We start from the raw sequence: 16,753 nt of genomic DNA, 5'->3' as shown, positions 1-16,753 counted from the left end.
CCAGGGCAGCCCCGTGGTGATCGCCAAGCTGAGCGGATGCTGAGAGTGGTCGGGTGCCCGGGGCGGGGGTCGAACCCGCACGCCTTGCGGCAGCCGCTTTTAAGGCGGCCGTGTCTGCCGTTCCACCACCCGGGCGGGTGACACCGGGCGCGCCGACACGCCTGGTGCAGTGTCACGGTAGCGGGTCGGCGGCGACCCGGCGTACCCCGACGCCCGGGTCGCACTAGGGTCGAGGCCGTGAGCAGCGCAGCCCCCACGGCCCCCGACGCCGCCCCTGACCAGGCCGTCCTCGCCGCCGACCGGCTGCCGCGCCGGCTCTCGCCGGCCCGCCTGCTGACCACGGTCTCCCGGCACCGGGCGGGCGTCACGGTCGGGCTCCTCTTCGTCGCGCTGGCCGGCTGGCTCACCCACGGGCTCTGGCCCGACCCGGCGACCCGGGTCCTCGCGCTGAACCCGGCGGACCAGGCCCTCTACGAGTGGTTCCTCGCCGCCGACGCGCGGGCGCTGCTCGGCGACTTCGACCTGCTCACCGACCGGCTCAACGCGCCGGACGGGGTGAACCTGATGACCAACACCACGGTCATCGCGTTGGGGATCCTCCTCGCCCCGGTCACCCTGCTGCTCGGGGCGCCGATCACCTTCGCGCTGCTGGCGCTGGCGAACCTGGCCGGCACCGCCGTCGCCTGGTATCTGCTCTTCACCCGGACGCTGGGCGCCCACCGGGTCGCCGCCGCGCTGGGCGCCGCCCTCTGCGGCTTCGGCCCGGGCATGGTCTCGCAGACCAACAGCCACCTGCACATGACCGCCCAGTGGCTGGTCCCGGTGATCGTCTGGCTGGTGGTCCGGCTGCTGCGCGCCGCCGACCCCGCCGGCGGGGAAACCGCCGACGGGCCGGACCGCCGGCGGATGGTCAGCTCCGCCGTCGGGCTGGCGGCGGCGGTCACGGCGCAGGTCTTCATCGGCGAGGAGGTGCTCTTCCTCTGCGCGATCACGCTGCTGGTGATGGCGGTCACGTACGCGGCGACGGACCGCGGCCTGGCCCGCCGCGCCCTGCCCGGCTTCGCCGGCGGGATGATGCTCGCCACCGGGCTGGCCCTGCTCGTGCTGGCCTGGCCGCTGTGGTTCCAGTTCGCCGGCCCGCAGGGCGTCGCCGACGGCATGTTCAGCCCGCACTACTTCTCGGCGGACCTGCGCAGCTGGTGGACGGTGTCGCCGCTGTCGGTGCTCGGCAGCGACGAGGCCGCCCGGCTGACCACCGGCCCGGCCGAGTACAACACCTTCCTCGGGTGGCCCCTGCTGCTGGTCACCGCCGCCTGCGCGGTCTGGCTGGGTCGCCGCCCGCTGGCCGTCGCGTGCGTGGTCGGGGCGTTGGCGATGGGGGCGCTGTCGCTCGGCCCCCGGGTGGTGCTCGACGGCGAGCGCACCGCCGTGCCGGGGCCGTACGCACTGCTCTCCGGGTTGCCCGTGGTGGACGGCGCGCTGCCGATGCGGTTCGCCCTCGCGACGCTCCCGCTGATCGCCACGCTGCTGGTGCTCGCGGCCGACCGGGCGCTGCGCGGCGCGGGCCGGGCCCGGCGGCTGGTCCCGGCGGCGGTCGGCGTGGCGCTGCTGCCGCTGCTGCCCGCCCCGCTGCCCACCGCCGAGCGCCCGCCGGTGCCGGAGTTCGTCACGGCCGGCCACTGGCGGCAGTGCGTCGAGCCGGGCGGGGTGCTGGTGCCGGTGCCGCTCGCCACGCCGCAGGAGCCGTGGCCGATGCGCTGGGCCACCGCCGCCGACGCCGCGTTCGGCATGCCGGAGGGCTTCTTCATCGGCCCGTACGGCCGGGACGGCACGGCGGCGATGGGCACCTACAAGCTGCCCACGTCCGCCCTGCTGACCGAGGTCGCCAGACGCGGCGGGCAGCCGGTGATCGGGGACCAGCAGCGGCGGCAGGCCGCGAAGGACGCCGACTTCTGGGGTGCCTCCTGCGTCGCGCTGGCCGTCGACACCCCGCACGCCGACAGCCTGCGCGGCACGCTGGAGCAGCTCTACGGGCCGTCGACCCGGATCGCCGACGCCTGGATCTGGCGGGTCTGACGGGCGTACGCCCGCCCGCTCGCGGCGCGGCGTGAACCCGCCCCACACGGACAGCAGGCCCCTCCGCGCGAGGCCTGCTGTCTCGCTCGGTCAGGACCGGCTGGCACCGGCGGGCTGGGACGCCTCGGCGAACTCCTCGCGCGGGTCGTGCAGCTGGCCCAGGGCGACCACCTCACGCTTGAGGAAGAACGCCAGGGACCAGTCGACCACGACCCGGACCTTCCGGTTGAACGACGGGATCCGGCTCATGTGGTACGTCCGGTGCATGAACCAGGCCGGCCAGCCGGTCATCTTGATCCCGTACACCTGGGCGACGCCCTTGTGCAGGCCGAGGCTGGCCACGCTGCCGGCGTGCTTGTGCTTGTACTCCACCGGCTTCCGGCCGCGCACCACGTTGGCGATGTTGTCGGCCATCCGGGCGGCCTGGCGGACCGCGTGCTGGGCGCTCGGCGAGCAGTAGTTGCCCGGCTCCTTGGTCAGGTCCGGCACCGCCGCGCAGTCACCGGCGCTCCAGGCACCCTCGACCGCCCGGTCGCCGTCGACGATCTGGAGGGTCGGCAGGCAGGTGACCCGGCGCCGCTCGTCGCGGGGGAAGTCCGTCGCGTCCAGCATCGGGGACGGCTTGACACCGGCCGTCCAGACGATGGTGTCGGAGCGGAAGCTGTCGCCGTCGGAGAGCTTCACCACCCCGTCGACGCAGGACTCCAGGCGGGTGTCCAGCCGGATGTCCATGTTCCGCTTGAGCAGCTGCTGGACCGTGTAGGCGCCCATGTCCCGGTCGACCTCCGGCAGCACCCGCTGGGTCGCCTCGACCAGCACCCAGCGCATGTCCTCCGGCTTGAGCTCCGGGTAGTACCTCAGCGCGTCCCGGGCCATGTCCTCCATCTCGGCGAGCGCCTCGATGCCGGCATAGCCGCCGCCGACGAAGGTGAAGGTCAGCGCGGACCGGCGGACCTCCGGGTCCGGCGTGACGGCGGCCACGTCGAGCCGGTCCAGCACGTGGTTGCGCAGGTAGATGGCCTCACCGATGGTCTTGAAGCCGATGCCGTGCTCGTGCAGGCCGGGGATCGGCAGCGTCCGCGAGACCGAGCCGGGGGCGACGACGACGTGGTCGTACGGGATCTCCCGGGTCGGGCCGCTGATCGGCTGCACCACGGCGGTCTTGCGGTCGTGATCGATCCGCGTCACGGTGCCCGCCACCACCTTGCACCGCCGCAACTCGCGTCGCAGCGGCACCACGGAGTGCCGGGGCGAGATGTTGCCGGCCGCCGCCTCGGGCAGGAAGGGCTGGTAGGTCATGTGGGGCTGAGGGTCCACCACGATGACTTCAGCCTCACGGGAGCTGAGCTTCTTCGACAGGCGCAGGGCCGCGTAGAGACCGACGTGCCCGGCACCCACCACAAGGATCCGCTTCGGATTCACGTCATCTATCTTTCCCGGCGTAGCCCGGCTAATCCCGATCGCGCTCCTCTTCTGTGACGGAGCACAACCCTTGTGACCTGCGCAACTGCCGTTACCGGCAGGTTAACGACGGCGCAGCAGCCACCCCAGCAACGCTGTCAACGCTATCGCCGCCAGTAGCCCGGCCGCGGTCGCGAGTTGGGTTCCGGCGCCGTCGCCGAGGCCGCCGACCTCCACGAGGAGCACGCCGAGCACGAAGGTCCCCAGCAGCACCGCGCCGGCCCGCGCGAGCCAACGCACGATCACGTCCGGGTCGACCACCGCGTCGTACGGCAGGACGGCGGCCAGCGCGCAGAGGGTGTGCGTGAGGTAGAGCACGGCCGCCACGGCGAGCAGCCGCCAGAGCGCGATCGGTCGGCCGTACCCGTCGGTGGCGACCAGCCAACCGCCGACCGTGACCAGCGCGGCGAAGGTCGGCCAGACCCGGCGCGGCCCGAGCGCCGGCAGCAGCGCCACCACGACCAGGGCGAGCAGCGGCCGACCGAGGAGCACCTGCGACGGGTACGCCACCACCAGCCCGACCAGCGTGGTGAGGAAGATGCCGACGCGGACCAGCAGCGGCGTCAGGCTGACCCGGGCGGCGGCGTACCGCACCGCCCGGACCCGCTCGATGACCGGGTTCATCGCGCCCCCACCCTCGGGGCGGTGGCCAGCCGCGCCACGTCCCGCAGCACCTGGTCGAGGCTGCCCGCGCCGGCCCAGCGCACCACCGGCACGCCGTGCTCCCGCAACTGCCCGATCATGGTGTCCCGGTCCAGCCGCCACAGCCGGTACGCCACCTCGGCCCAGCCCCGGTCCTTCGGCGGGGCGAGGTCGGCCGGCAGGGTGTCCACCGCGACGACGAACCGCCCCGAGCGGGCCAGCCGGGCCAGCATCTGCGCCGACCGCTCGTCCAGCAGCGGGGTGAGGACCACCACCAGCGCGTCCGCGGAGAGCAACTGCGGCCCGAAGACCTGGTCGAACGGCTCGTGCGGGGAGGACTCGGCGCGCACGTCGAGCAGCCACTCCAGGACGGTCAGGTACTGCCGGCGGCCGGTGGCCGGGCGCAGCCGGCGGGCGGCCGGGCCGTACTCCAGCATCGACACCCGGTCGCCGCGGTGCAGGTAGTGCTCGGCGATAGCGGCGGCGGCCCGGACCGTGGTGTCCAGCACGGAGGCGGCACCGGACACGCCGCCGGAGCGGCCCGCCTCGGCGAGCACGTCGAGCAGCACCACCACCTCGGCGTCCCGGTCGGAGAGGGTGGCCGCGACGTGCAGTTGCCGGGCGCGCAGCGACACGCGCCAGTCGATCCGGCGCAGCCGGTCGCCGGGGGCGAAGACCCGCACGCCGGCCAGTTCCCCGCCCTCGCCGGGCCGGCGCGAGTGGTGCGCCCCGACCAGGCCGGCGGCCCGGGGCATCGCCTCGACCGCGTCGAACGGCTCGGTCCTCGGGTAGACCCGGACCCGGGCCGGCTCGGTGACCACCGCGCGGGAGACCAGCAGGCCCTGCGCGGCGGCGACCCGGGCGCCGGCCGGGCCGACCGGGTGCCGGCCCCAGCGCAACGCCGTGCCGGCCAGCTCCAGGTCGACGGCCGCGTCGGTCGGGACGGCGGTCACGAAGGGCCGGTCGGCGACGGACGGGACGACGGCCGAGGGGGCCCCGGGCGCGGCCACCGTCCCGGCGATCGTGGCCCGCTCCACCCGCAGCCACGGCGAGACCCGGCTGCGGACCACCGCCACGTCGTAGTCGAGCACGTCCGGGTTGCCGACGCTGACCGTGCCGGTCAGCTCGCCGCCCTCGACCAGGTGCCCCTCGTCGGCGGAGATCCAGACCTGCGGCAGGGCGGCCGGCCGGCGGCGCAACGCGTACGCGGTGCCGATCGCGAACGGGGCCGCCAGCACGATCAGGTCGACCCGGCCGAGCAGCACCCCCGCGATCAGCAGCAGGCCGGTGAGCAGCACCGCCCGGCCGAGCGCCCAGGTGGGCACCCAGCCGGTCGCGGGCTGCGGCCCCTGCTCCGGCGGCTCGGTGCGGGGCGGCACGGCGGGCGCGACCATCAGTGCCCGGGCCGGCCGGCGGCGTAGCTGGGCAGCGCCCCACTGGCCGGCGCCGGGGTCGCCTCCAGCACCTCGCCGACCACGAAGGACGGGTCGACGCGGCGCAGCCACATCTCCGGACGCAGCGTGATCCGGTGCGCCAGCGCGGGCGCCGCGACCTCCTTGACGTCCTCCGGCACCACGTAGTCGCGGCCGGCCATCACGGCCCGCACCCGGGCCAGCAACAGCAGCGCCAGCGAGCCGCGCGGCGAGGCGCCCACCAGCACCGACGGGTGCTCCCGGGTGGCGGCGGTCAGCGCGACGATGTAGCGACCGACGGAGTCCTCGACCACCACGTCCTCCAGCGCGGCCTGCATGGCGCGCAGGGTGGCCGCGTCGACCACGGGCTTGATGTCCGCCTCCTCGCGGCGGCGGGCCATCCGCCGGCGCAGCACCTCCCACTCCTCCTCGTGCTCGGGGTAGCCGAAGGAGACCCGGAGGAGGAACCGGTCGAGCTGCGCCTCGGGCAGCGGGTAGGTGCCCTCGTACTCGATGGGGTTGGCGGTGGCCAGCACGTGGAACGGCTCGTCCAGCCGGTAGGTGACGCCCTCGACCGAGACCTGCTTCTCCTGCATCGCCTCCAGCAGGGCCGACTGGGTCTTCGGCGGGGTCCGGTTGATCTCGTCGGCGAGGAGCAGGTTGGTGAAGACCGGGCCGGCCCGGAACGCGAAGTCGCCGCTGCGCTGGTCGTAGAGGAACGATCCGGTGACGTCGGCCGGCAGCAGGTCGGGAGTGAACTGGAGCCGGCGGAAGTCCAGCCCGAGCGCCTGCGCGAAGGAGCGGGCCGTCAGCGTCTTGCCCAGGCCCGGCAGGTCCTCCAGCAGCACGTGCCCGCCGGCCAGGATGCCGGCGAGGACCAACTCCAGCGCGTCCCGCTTGCCGACCACGACCTGACCGACCGCCTCCAGCACCGACCGGGCGAGGTGGCCGACCTCCGCGGCGGGCATGCTGCGGTCCACGTCGTTCATATCTTCTCCAGTTCGGCGACGATCGCCGCGAGGTCGCGCGGCGACGGGGGGCGGCGGGAGGGCGTGCTGAGGAAGGTCCAGACCCGGTCGCCCAGCAGGGCGCGGGCGCGGGCCGGGTCCGACTCGCGGGTCAGGCCGTGACGCTGACGCAGCCGCTCGTCGGCCAGTTCGCCGAGCCGCGGCAGGACCCGCTCGGCGAACCGCTCCCGGCTGCTTTCGCACCAGTCCAGCGGGCGCTCCCAGCCGTTGATCGCGGTGCGCAGCGCGTCCCGGGCAACCCAGTTCCACGTGCCGTCGTCGTCGCCGGCCGGGGCCCGGGCACCGGCCCGGGGCGGGGGCGGGGGGGCGAGGGCGGCAACGACCCGGCGCACCACGAACAGCGCGACCACCCCGGCGACCAGGACCGGCAGGGAGACCCGGAGGCCCACCACGCGCAGGCCGGCGACCAGCACCACCACGACCGCCGCGATGCCGGCCAGGGCGCGGAACACCCGGCCGGCCCGCCCGCCCCGGGACCGGCCGGCGTGCCCCGGCCGCTCCTCCTCGAAGCTCAGCAGGTCGTCGATGCTGGTGCTGCTCACCGCGCCACCTCATCACGCCGGGCGCGCGCCCGCCACGACCCGGTCACGTCGGCACCCCGGCGTCGCCGGCGACCACGGCGGTCAGCTCGGCGCGGAGCCGGCGCAGCGCCGCACGGGCCTGGTCGCGGGTGCGCTCGTCGACGGGCCGGGTGGCGTACCGGGCCTCGCGGTAGACGTGCGCGAACTCGGCCAGCACGTCGGCGCTGACGATCGCCGGCACCCCCGCCGACGGGTCGCCCCGCAGCAGGCGGGTGACCAGGTCGGTGGGGGTGTCCCCGGCCAGCCGGGGCACACCGGCGCCGGCCGCGGCCTCTTCGAGGCGTACCCAGCAGGCGATGACCGCGGCGCGCGGGTCGGCGTCCGCGTCGTCCAGCTCCACCAGGCCGGCGTCGAGGGCGGCGGCCACCTCGCGGGCGGTGCCCTCGGCCGTACGCCGGTTCCGCTGCTGCGGCAGCGCCCGGGTGGTGCGGCGCATCGCGCCCCGGACCAGCGTCCAGGCGAGGTAGCCGAACGCGGCGAGCAGGGCCGAACCCAGCAGCACGAGGGCGACCGTGCCGAGCCACGGCGGGATGCTCGCCTGGGTGGCCTCGCCGGCGTCCCGGGGCTCGACGGGGATCGACGCGGCCGGCTCGGCGGTCGGGTATTCCGGCACGTAGGGGAGGTTGTCGGCGGCGGGCGGGATCCGGCTGGCGCCGATCGACGAGTGGGCGGACGCCAACGCGGCGACGGCGAGCAGGACGCCGACCGCGGCGACCGGCCACCACCTGCGCAGCACGCTCAGATCCATCCGGGGTTACCTCCGGGCCGCCGGGGGGTGCGTCGCGGGCCGACGCGTTCCGTCCGTCATCGCCACCGCCCCCGCGTGCCTCAGTCCACCCCGGCCAACTGCTTCGCCCGGGCGAACACGTCGTCCAGCATCCCTGGTGTCAGCCGTCCGGTGAAGGTGTTCTGCTGGCTGACGTGGTAGCAGCCCAGCAGCTCCGGTGCGGCCGTGCCGGACCAGTGTGCCCCATGACCGAACGCCGGTCGCGGGGCGGGCGGGCGCTGGGCGTACACCTGACGCAGCACCGGCCACCACGAGGACCAGGCGAAGGCGCCCAGCGCGACCACGACGCGCAGGGTGGGCCGGATCAGCGCGACCTCGCGGTGCAGCCACGGTGCGCAGGTGTCCCGCTCGCCCGGGGTGGGCTTGTTGTCCGGCGGCGCGCAGCGCACGGCGGCGAAGATGCGGGTGTCCCGCAGGGACAAACCGTCGTCGGCGGCGACGCTCGTCGGCTGGTTGGCCAGCCCGGCGCGGTGCAGTGCGGCGAAGAGCACGTCGCCGGAGCGGTCGCCGGTGAAGATCCGGCCGGTGCGGTTCCCGCCGTGCGCGGCGGGCGCCAGGCCGAGGATGGCGATGCGCGCGTCGGGGGCGCCGAAGCCGGGCACCGGCCGGCCCCAGTACTCCTGGTCGCGGAAGGCCGCCCGGCGCGTGCGGGCCACCTCCTCGCGCCACTCGACCAGGCGGGGGCAGGCGAAGCAGTCGCTGACGGCGGCGTCGAGGTCGGCGAGGTCCGTCGCCCGCGCGGCGCGGGCGACCACCTCGTCGGGCGTACGCGGCTCAGCCAAGCTTGGCCCGGAAGAGTTCGAGGGTGCGCGCCCAGGCGGTGGCGGCGGCGCGCTGGTCGAAGTTCTCCGGCCGGTCCTCGTTGAAGAAGGCGTGCGCGGTGCCGGGGTAGTCGTAGGTCTGGCACGTGCCGCCGGCGGTCTCGACGGCGCGGCGGACGGTCTGCACGCCGTCGGCGGCGGAGGTGCCGTCGGCTTCGGAGCAGTGGATGAGGGCGGCCTTGCCCGCGTAGTCGGCCCACTCGGAGCGCATCCCGTCCCAGGGCAGCCGGGGGTAGAAGGCGGCGGTGGCGACGATCCGTTCGCTGCGGCTGGCCGCCCACAGGGCCAGGCTCGCGCCGGCGCAGAAGCCCGCGCAGCCGACCTTGCCGGTGACCTCGGAACGCCCGGCGAGGTAGTCCGCCGCGGCGGCGATGTCCGCCGCCGCCTCGTCCATCTGCGGGCTGTTCAGCATCTGGCGCGGCTCGTCGGGCTTGCTGGCCGGGCCGCCGTGGCGGAAGTCCGGGGCGAGGGCCACGAACCCGGCCTCGGCGAACCGGTCCGCGACGGAGGTGATGTGGGGCACGAGCCCCCACCAGTCCTGGATGACGATGACCGCTGGGCTGGCCGCACCGCCGGACGGTATCGCGAGATACCCCTCGCGCGTACCCCCGTTGCTGGTGAAGCTCACCATTTCGCCCATCGGCCCGTCCTCCTAGCGGTCAGTCATCGTTGGCTGGTCGCCCAGTGGTCCTACGTGCCGGTAGCCTGCCACGCCGTGCGCACCCCGGGGAAGACGCCAGAACAGTGGCATTCACCTCCCGTTCGCCGGCCGTACGCGGAGACGCCGACGGCGGCGCGGACCGTCGTCCGCGCCGCCGTCGGCGGTGCCGTGGTGCTGTGGGGCCGGGTCAGGCCTTCTTGGTCAGGCAGAGCAGGTAGCCCTTCTTGCCCGGCTCGATGCTGTAGAAGACGTAACCGTCCTGGTCTTCCTTGATGTACTGCTCGCACGCCTCGCCGGAGCGGGCCTGCGCCTCGGTCTGCCCGTCGACCCGACCGACCACGTTGTACACGGCGTCGGTGGAGGTGCACTCGACGACCTTCGCGCCGTCGACCTCCTCCTCCTTGGTGCCGGTCACCTCGGGCAGCTCGGCGATGCAGTCACCGACCTTGGCGTCGGCGGTCTCGTCCTTGTTGAGGAAGTTGCCGATCGCCGAGCCGACGCCGAACTTGAGCCCCGCGATGACCAGGAACGCGACGATCGCGCCCACGATGCCGAGCACCTTCTTGGAGCCGGACTTCTTCGTCTCCGGCTCCGCCGGGGGCGCCGGGAAGGCCGACGGGGGCTGCGCGGCGTCCGGCGCGGGGGGCGGTGCGACCTGCTCTGACACGGGTTGTCCTTCCGGGGGGTGGATGAGCAGACGACACCGTAGCGATCGGGTACGACGGCCGCCGCCCCGTCGACCTCATCCGTTCAGCTATTTCCCAGCTTTCCCGGACGCGATCCGGCTCACGTCCGGCTCGGCGCCGGGGTGGCGGCCGGGGCCTCCGTCGCGGGCGGGGCCTCCGCGGTCGGGACCGCGGTCGGTCCGGCCGTCGGGCTGCCCGTCGGGACCGGGCCGGACGGGTCGGCCGACGCGGTGGGCGCCAACGGGGGCAGGCCGGGCGCGGGCGGGGTGGCCGCCGGCGGGAACGGCGCGAACGGCGCCTGGTCGGGGCAGTACGGGTACGGGCGCAGCAGCGGGTTGCCGACCCCGTTCGGGTCCCGCCCGTCCGGGCAGTGCGGGTAGCCGAGGCGGATCGGGTCGCCGTTCTGGTCGAAGAGCCGGGCGTTCTCCACCAGCCGGCCCTCCCTGTCGTAGACGTAGACGTCCCGGACGTGGGAGTACCGGTCGTCGACCGAGATCTGCTCGTAGCCGAAGTCCCCCGAGCCGACGCGGCTGTTCATGTCCGCCAGGCCGACCAACCCGAAGAGCACCAGCACGGCGGTGCCGGCGTGCAGCAGCCGCCGCTTGGGCCGGCTCAGGCCCGGCGTGTGGTGGCCGAGCCAGATCGAGGCGAGCACACTGCCGGCGAGCAGCACCAGGCCGGCCAGCGCGCTGCCGTTCAGCTCGGGCAGCACGCCGAACGAGTCACCGGTGGTGGCCACCGTGACGAGCATGGCGGCCAGGTAGCCGCGCAGCACCCACCAGGCCGGCCGGAGCAGCCGGAGGAACTCGCTCGCGGTGGCGTACCCCAGGGGCGGTCCGAGTTGGACGTCCCAACGCCGCGCCCGCGCGCGGAGCCGGTCCACGACGGCGCCCAGGCGGCGGTCGAGGCGGCGTCCGCCGGCCACGGCGCCGACCCCGGCGGCGGCGCGCAGCTCGGCCGCGTACGCCTCGGGCGCGCCGAGCCGCTCGACCAGGCTGCCGCCGGCCTCGACGGCGACCTCGGCGAGGTGTTCCGGCAGGTCCTCGGTCAACTCGTCGCGGTGTGCCGGCGGCAGGTCGGCCAGTGCGGCCCGCACCCGTGCGACGTAGTCCGCGATCTCCTGCTCCGTGACGGTCATGCCGCCATCCCCCGATCGTCGAGCAGTGCGTCCATGGTGGTGGCGAACGAGCGCCAGAGCTTGCCGTAGCGGGTGAGCTGGTCCCGGCCGGCGGCGTTGAGGGAGTAGTACTTGCGGTGCGGGCCGGACTCGCTCGGCACGACGTAGGTGGTCAGCAGGCCGGCGGCGTAGAGCCGGCGCAGCGTGCCGTAGACCGAGGCGTCGCCGACCTCTTCCAGCCCGGCCTCGCGGAGCCGGCGCAGGATGTCGTAACCGTAGCCGTCCTCCTCGCGCAGGACGGCGAGAACCGCGAGATCCAGCACGCCCTTCAGGAGCTGTGTGGTGTCCACGCTTCGCACACTACTGCGCATTGCGAAATAGTGTCAAAGGAGCGCGCCGCGCGGCGGGTCAGGTCGCGCGGTGCGCCGCCTCCTCCGCGATCCGCAGCAGATCCCGGAGTACGTGCACCAGCGCGCGAGCCTGCGCCAGGTCGATCGGCCAGCGCTCCGGATCGTCGCCGGCCGACAACTCCAGCAGGACGCCGGCCGGAGCCAGCCGCCCGACGTCCATCTGCCAGAGCGCGGCACGCACCTGGATCACCTCGTCGCCGCGCGGCGCGACCGGCCGCAGGCGGGACAGGTGCAGCGCGCTGGTCCCGCAGCCGCTCTCGGGCACGCACCACATCGGGTGGAGGCGTCGGATCGTCACGTCATCGCCCCTCGTCGGGTTGTGAGGGCACTGTGGGCCCCGGGTCACCCCCATCATCGTGACCACCCGACTACGGTCGGAAGTCACGCGACGGGCACCGGCCGGTGGTGGCCCGCCCGGCCCGACGTGTGAAGCCCGGTGAGCGAGGTGTGATGACGAGACCCCAACTGTCGACGCTGGATCTCCTGGCCGGAGAGCTGCGGCGGCTGCGCACTGAGCGCGGGCTGAGCCAGGAGGAGCTGGCCCGGCGGATCAACTACTCCGGCTCGCTCGTCGGGATGGTGGAGATCGGCCGCCGTACGCCCTCGCTCGACTTCGTCCGGCGCGCGGACGAGGCGCTGGACAGCGGCGGCCTGCTCGGGCGGATCCTGCCGCTGGTCAGCGTGGAGACCGCGCCGGCCTGGTTCCGGCCCTGGGTGGCCGTCGAGCAGGAGGCGGCCACGCTGTGGTGGTTCGAGATCTCCGTCCTGCCCGGCCTCCTCCAGACCGAGGGCTACGCCCGCGCGATCCTCGCTGGCGGCGGGCTTCACTGCCCGGACCAGATCGAGCAGCGGGTGACCGCCCGACTCCAGCGGCAGCAGATCCTCGACCGCGCCCAGCCACCGCAACTGGTCGCGGTGATCGACGAGGGCATCCTGCGACGGCCGGTGGTCGACCAGCTCGGGGTGATGCGCGAACAGCTTGAACATCTGATCGCGTTGGCGGCCCGTCCACACGTCCACCTACATGTGGTTCCTACCGAGGTGGGCGTCTACCCGGGCCTTGCCGGGCCGTTCATCCTGGCCGGCTACGCCGACGGTGGTTGGGTGGCGCATCTCGACAGCCCGCTGCGCGCCCAGGTGCTGGACCGCGCCGAGGAGATTGCCAGCCTGCACCGCAGGTGGGAAAGTGTCCGCTCAGAGGCGCTGTCCCGGCGGCAGTCGCTGGCCCTGATGCAGGAAGTGGCAAAGACATGGAGCTGACCGGCGCCCGGTGGCGCAAGTCCACGCGCAGCGACAACGGCGGCGCCTCGTGCGTGGAGGTCGCCGACAACCTGCCCGGCGTGGTGCTGGTCCGCGACAGCAAGGACCGCTCGGGCCCCGTGCTCTCCTTCGGACCGACCGCCTGGTCCCGCTTCGTCACCGGCGTCGTGGACGGCACGGGTCTCCGAAGCTGACGGCACCGTTTCGGGTCCCGCTAGCCCGTCAGCAGGTTGACCACGACACCGGCCGGGATGGACACCGCGACCCCGGCGAGAAAGAACCACCACTGGGCCCGCTGCCCGCGCTCGTTCGTCGTGCGTACCAGGGTCTCCAGGTTCACCAGCCTGTGAAGCACGTCGGGCGCTAACTCGGGCGGAGCGGGGGGCGGGGGCACCGGGTCCGGCGCCGAGGTGAGGAAGGTGTTCGGCCGCGTCTTGGGCTGGCGGTGTATCCGGCTGGTGGGAGGCGCGGCCTCCCTGACCGTGGAACTGGGCCACCGCGGTCGCCGCTTGGACCGGGACGTCGCCGGACCGTCGGGCTGCGGGTATCCCAGGGGCTCGGACGGTTCGATCCGGTGGCGCAGGAGCACGTCCCGGTTGCGACCGGCCCGGAGCTGGAGCCCGCCGGCCAGCCCGACCAGCAGCAGGTCCGCCACGGCCGCCACCAGCGACCACGGCTGCGGAAGCCCGTACGCCACGACGCCCGTCACGCCGGCCGCCGCGATCAGCACCTTGGGCACTCTGCTCATGCCGCTATTCAAATCCTTCGTTTCCCGGTTGTCATGCCGCAAAGGCGACACCGGGCGCGCATCGGTTTCCCACCTCGCGCAGCCGGCGTCGCTGCCCGGCCGGCTACGCGAGGCTCCAGGCGATGCCGTCGAGGATGTCGTGCTCGGAGGCGACCACCGAGTCCATCCCGGCCCGCTCCATGATCACCCGCAGCACCAGGGCGCCCGCGCCGATCACGTCCGCCCGGCCCGGGTGCATCACCGGGATGGCGAGCCGCTGCTCCCGGCTCTTGCCGAGCAGGTCGGCCGTCACGTCGGCGACCGCGTCGTACGACACCCGGGCGTGGTGGATGCGGCCCGGGTCGTACTCCTGGAGGCCCTGGGCGATGGCGACCACGGTGGTGACCGACCCGGCGAGCCCGACCAGGGTGGCGGCCTGCCGGCCCGGCACGGCCGCCAGCGCCCGGTCGACTGCGACGGCGATGTCGGCCTGCGCGGCGGCGACCTCGTCCAGGCCCGGCGGGTCGCCGTGCAGGTGCCGCTCGGTCATCCGGACGCAGCCGATGTCCATCGAGATGGCCGCCTCGACGCCGCCGGCGCGGGTGCCCACGACGAACTCGGTCGAGCCACCGCCGATGTCGATGACCAGGAACGGTTCCTCGGTGCCGGCGGGCAGCCCGCGTACCGCGCCGGTGAAGGAGAGCCGCGCCTCCTCGTCACCCGTCACCACCTCGGGCGCGACCCCGAGGGTCCGCTCGACCATCTCGCGGAAGTCGGCGGCGTTGGAGGCGTCCCGGGACGCCGACGTGGCGCACATCCGGACCCGCTCCGCGCCGAACTTCTCGATCTCGGCCGCGTAGGAGGCCAGCGCGACGCGGGTGCGTTCGATGGCCTCCGGGGCCAGCCGGCCCGTCTTGTCGACGCCCTGGCCGAGGCGGACGATCTCCATCCGCCGGCTCAGGTCGACCAGCGGCGCGTCCTGGCCCGCCGAGGGATCGGGCAGGTCGGCGACCAGCAGTCGGATCGAGTTGGTCCCGCAGTCGATGGCGGCCACGCGCGTCGTCACGGCAGCAACCCTACGTCAGCCCCCGGGTGGATGGCCGGTTGTCGTCGCGGCCCAGCAGTTCGGCGCCGAGCGGTGTCAGCCCGTGCAGCACCGCCCCGCCCTCCCGGACGCTGGTGACCAGGCCGGCCGCCCGCAGCGCCGCCGCGTGCTCCGAGGCCGAGGAGAGGCTGATCCCGACCGCCCGGCCAAGTGTGGTGGTGGTGTGTCGGCCCGGTCCGGCGAGCCCGCGCAGCACCGCCGCCCGGGTGCCCCCGAGCAGGCGACCGAGTGGGTCGGCGGCGCTCGCCTCGACCCGGCGGGGCAGCGGCGCGGGATACACGACCAGCACCGGCCGGTCCGGTTCCACCAGCACCCGGGGGTGCGGGCCGGCCAGCGGCGAGGGCAGCAGGATGAGGCCGTGGCCGGTGCCGGCCACCGTCCCGTTCCACCACGTCCGCACGGTCAGCGTCGGCGCCTCCCACCGGATCGCCGGGTGCAGCGCGTTCAGCAGGCCGTCCAGCCCGTGCGTGGCGAGGTGGCCGGTCGCCCCCGCCACCTGGTGGCGGTGCGCGTCCGCCAGGTCGGCCCAGTGTGGCCGGAGCACCTCGTCATGCCAGGTGCCCAGCGCCCGGCCGAACAGGCTCATCGTCTCCCGGTCGGCCTCGGCGAACCGCCGGCGCAACGGCGACCCGGCCAGGTCGGCGTACGCGGCGGAGACCTCGGCCCGGATGCGCCGGGCGGGGGTGGCCCGGATCGCCTCCAGACCGGCGGCCACCGACTCCAGGCCGTCGAACGGAGTGAGGAAGTCCGGAAGCCGCCCGCGGGCGGGCAGCAAGTGCCGCAGCACGGCGGCGGCGGCCCGGACCCGGCCCGTCGCCGCCGCCGCGTCCGCCGCGGGGCCCGGCGTCATCCGGGCGGTGCGGGGGTCGTGCAGCGCCTGACAGGCCAGCAGGGCCGTGCCGACGGGATGCAGGCGGTCGGCGAACCGGACCCGACACAGGTCCGCCGGTTTCAGGCGGAGGCGGAGCATGGCAGCAGACTGCCTGCCTTCGGCCAGGACCGAAAGGGTTGACCCGTCCCCGGCGCGAAATCCAGTGTGGACGCCGGGTCACGGAGGGGGAGTGCGGGGCGTGCGACGGACGATGGCAGTGCTGACGGGGCTGGTGCTCATCACCGTCGCGACGGCGTGCGGCGGCGGGGATCGGGAGCGGCTCGGGGCGACCCCGGTCCCGTCGCCTTCGGGGACCGTCGAGCGCCCCGCCGCCGGTGACCACCGACTGACCCTGCCGCACGACGGGGTCGAGCGGAGCTACCTGCTGCACGCCCCACCCGGCTACGACCCGGCCCGCCCCACCGCGCTGGTGGTCGCCCTGCACTTCTATCCGGGCAGCGGCGCAGGGGTGCGCGAGACGACCGGGCTGGACGCGGTGGCCGACCGGGAGAACTTCCTGGTCGCGTACCCGGACGGTCGGGGCGCCGGCTTCAACGCGCTGATCTGCTGCGGGACGGCCGACGACGTCGGGTTCCTCAAGGCCCTCACCGCGCACCTCGTCCAGACGTGGCGGGCCGATCCGGACCGGATCTACCTGACCGGAATCTCCAACGGCGGCGACATGAGTTTCCGGGCCGCCGTCGAGGTCGACGGGGTCTTCGCGGCGATCGGCGTGGTCAGCGGTGGCTACATCGGCCACCGGACGACCCCCGAGGACTACATGCCCGAGCATCCGGTGTCGGTGATCACGTTCATCGGCGGGCAGGACCGCTACGCCGACGCCTTCACCGAGGGCGTCCGGACCTGGCAGCGGCGGCTCGGCTGCAAACCGGCATCGGGTCGGCCACCGGCGGGGGCGGCGGGCGTCACCCGCACCGACGCGCGGTGCGCCGACGGCAGCGACGTCACCGTCTACACGCTGCTGGACATGGGGCACTCGTGGCCCGGCGCGCCGGCCGGCCAACTCGCCGACCCCGACGCGGGCCTCGTCGCCACCGAGCTGATCTGGGCCTTCTTCGCCGCCCACCCGCGCCGGGCCTGAGAGCGG

The 16,753-nt window shown here is 74.6% G+C and carries 19 protein-coding genes and 1 tRNA gene; 4 read left to right on the top strand and 16 right to left on the bottom strand.

What is annotated here, in order from left to right:
* Positions 1 to 54 precede the first annotated feature (54 nt).
* Positions 55 to 135: transfer RNA gene (locus ACGF5C_RS05815), tRNA-Leu, on the bottom strand.
* A gap of 102 nt (positions 136 to 237) precedes the next feature.
* On the opposite strand from ACGF5C_RS05815, the gene ACGF5C_RS05810 reads away from it, so the two are divergent.
* Complete coding sequence (locus ACGF5C_RS05810; RefSeq protein WP_393297067.1) at positions 238 to 2,076, top strand: hypothetical protein; 1,839 nt, start codon at positions 238 to 240, stop codon at positions 2,074 to 2,076.
* A gap of 90 nt (positions 2,077 to 2,166) precedes the next feature.
* Here ACGF5C_RS05810 and ACGF5C_RS05805 read toward each other — a convergent pair whose 3' ends face one another.
* The 12 genes from ACGF5C_RS05805 to ACGF5C_RS05750 all read right to left on the bottom strand — a co-directional run bounded on the left by ACGF5C_RS05805 (position 2,167) and on the right by ACGF5C_RS05750 (position 11,980).
* On the bottom strand, positions 2,167 to 3,498 hold the full coding sequence (locus tag ACGF5C_RS05805; protein WP_393297065.1) for an NAD(P)/FAD-dependent oxidoreductase: 1,332 nt from the start codon (positions 3,496 to 3,498) through the stop codon (positions 2,167 to 2,169).
* A 102-nt stretch (positions 3,499 to 3,600) separates the two neighbouring features.
* Entirely contained in the window at positions 3,601 to 4,161 is a 561-nt protein-coding gene (locus tag ACGF5C_RS05800) for a hypothetical protein (RefSeq protein ID WP_393297063.1), read from the bottom strand.
* Complete coding sequence (locus ACGF5C_RS05795; protein ID WP_393297622.1) at positions 4,158 to 5,558, bottom strand: DUF58 domain-containing protein; 1,401 nt, start codon at positions 5,556 to 5,558, stop codon at positions 4,158 to 4,160. The genes ACGF5C_RS05800 and ACGF5C_RS05795 overlap by 4 nt, the downstream gene beginning before the upstream one ends.
* Positions 5,559 to 5,572: 14 nt before the next feature.
* Entirely contained in the window at positions 5,573 to 6,580 is a 1,008-nt protein-coding gene (locus tag ACGF5C_RS05790) for a MoxR family ATPase (protein WP_350703340.1), read from the bottom strand.
* The gene (locus ACGF5C_RS05785; protein WP_393297061.1) at positions 6,577 to 7,161 is read right to left on the bottom strand and encodes a hypothetical protein; all 585 of its coding nucleotides are present in this window, start codon (positions 7,159 to 7,161) and stop codon (positions 6,577 to 6,579) included. The genes ACGF5C_RS05790 and ACGF5C_RS05785 overlap by 4 nt, the downstream gene beginning before the upstream one ends.
* A gap of 43 nt (positions 7,162 to 7,204) precedes the next feature.
* The gene (locus ACGF5C_RS05780) at positions 7,205 to 7,948 is read right to left on the bottom strand and encodes a DUF4129 domain-containing protein (RefSeq protein WP_393297059.1); all 744 of its coding nucleotides are present in this window, start codon (positions 7,946 to 7,948) and stop codon (positions 7,205 to 7,207) included.
* Positions 7,949 to 8,028: 80 nt separating this feature from the next.
* Positions 8,029 to 8,742, bottom strand: a complete 714-nt coding sequence (locus ACGF5C_RS05775) for a uracil-DNA glycosylase (RefSeq protein ID WP_393297619.1) — start codon at positions 8,740 to 8,742, stop codon at positions 8,029 to 8,031.
* 19 nt (positions 8,743 to 8,761) lie between these two features.
* Positions 8,762 to 9,448 (bottom strand): dienelactone hydrolase family protein, encoded by a 687-nt coding sequence (locus ACGF5C_RS05770; protein ID WP_393297057.1) that lies wholly within the window; start codon positions 9,446 to 9,448, stop codon positions 8,762 to 8,764.
* Positions 9,449 to 9,656: 208 nt separating this feature from the next.
* Complete coding sequence (locus tag ACGF5C_RS05765; protein WP_393297055.1) at positions 9,657 to 10,136, bottom strand: hypothetical protein; 480 nt, start codon at positions 10,134 to 10,136, stop codon at positions 9,657 to 9,659.
* 119 nt (positions 10,137 to 10,255) lie between these two features.
* Positions 10,256 to 11,293 carry an HAAS signaling domain-containing protein gene (locus ACGF5C_RS05760; RefSeq protein WP_393297053.1) on the bottom strand — a complete coding sequence of 346 codons (1,038 nt, stop codon included), beginning with the start codon at positions 11,291 to 11,293 and terminating at the stop codon, positions 10,256 to 10,258.
* A complete protein-coding gene (locus tag ACGF5C_RS05755; RefSeq protein WP_350686966.1) occupies positions 11,290 to 11,622 on the bottom strand; it encodes a PadR family transcriptional regulator in 333 nt (110 codons plus the stop codon). The genes ACGF5C_RS05760 and ACGF5C_RS05755 overlap by 4 nt, the downstream gene beginning before the upstream one ends.
* A gap of 58 nt (positions 11,623 to 11,680) precedes the next feature.
* Positions 11,681 to 11,980 carry a hypothetical protein gene (locus ACGF5C_RS05750; RefSeq protein WP_393297051.1) on the bottom strand — a complete coding sequence of 100 codons (300 nt, stop codon included), beginning with the start codon at positions 11,978 to 11,980 and terminating at the stop codon, positions 11,681 to 11,683.
* A 152-nt stretch (positions 11,981 to 12,132) separates the two neighbouring features.
* Here ACGF5C_RS05750 and ACGF5C_RS05745 point away from each other — a divergent pair, with 152 nt between their 5' ends.
* The gene (locus ACGF5C_RS05745) at positions 12,133 to 12,942 is read left to right on the top strand and encodes a Scr1 family TA system antitoxin-like transcriptional regulator (protein WP_393297049.1); all 810 of its coding nucleotides are present in this window, start codon (positions 12,133 to 12,135) and stop codon (positions 12,940 to 12,942) included.
* Positions 12,933 to 13,136, top strand: coding sequence for a DUF397 domain-containing protein (locus ACGF5C_RS05740; RefSeq protein WP_393258640.1), 204 nt, complete (start codon positions 12,933 to 12,935; stop codon positions 13,134 to 13,136). Before ACGF5C_RS05745 ends, ACGF5C_RS05740 begins: the two co-directional genes overlap by 10 nt.
* Before the next feature lie 20 nt (positions 13,137 to 13,156).
* On the opposite strand, the gene ACGF5C_RS05735 is transcribed toward ACGF5C_RS05740, so the two are convergent.
* The 3 genes from ACGF5C_RS05735 to ACGF5C_RS05725 form a co-directional block, all read right to left on the bottom strand.
* On the bottom strand, positions 13,157 to 13,690 hold the full coding sequence (locus tag ACGF5C_RS05735; RefSeq protein WP_393297047.1) for a hypothetical protein: 534 nt from the start codon (positions 13,688 to 13,690) through the stop codon (positions 13,157 to 13,159).
* Positions 13,691 to 13,793: 103 nt separating this feature from the next.
* The gene (locus ACGF5C_RS05730; RefSeq protein WP_393297616.1) at positions 13,794 to 14,723 is read right to left on the bottom strand and encodes an exopolyphosphatase; all 930 of its coding nucleotides are present in this window, start codon (positions 14,721 to 14,723) and stop codon (positions 13,794 to 13,796) included.
* 22 nt (positions 14,724 to 14,745) lie between these two features.
* Complete coding sequence (locus ACGF5C_RS05725) at positions 14,746 to 15,744, bottom strand: ArsR/SmtB family transcription factor (RefSeq protein WP_393297045.1); 999 nt, start codon at positions 15,742 to 15,744, stop codon at positions 14,746 to 14,748.
* Between the two features lie 100 nt (positions 15,745 to 15,844).
* On the opposite strand from ACGF5C_RS05725, the gene ACGF5C_RS05720 reads away from it, so the two are divergent.
* On the top strand, positions 15,845 to 16,747 hold the full coding sequence (locus ACGF5C_RS05720) for an alpha/beta hydrolase family esterase (RefSeq protein WP_393297043.1): 903 nt from the start codon (positions 15,845 to 15,847) through the stop codon (positions 16,745 to 16,747).
* Positions 16,748 to 16,753: the final 6 nt, after the last annotated feature.

It is taken from the genome of Micromonospora sp. NPDC047620 (assembly GCF_043205005.1).
Taxonomy (GTDB): Bacteria; Actinomycetota; Actinomycetes; order Mycobacteriales; family Micromonosporaceae; genus Micromonospora.
This window is presented reverse-complemented; position numbering and strand designations above follow the sequence as displayed.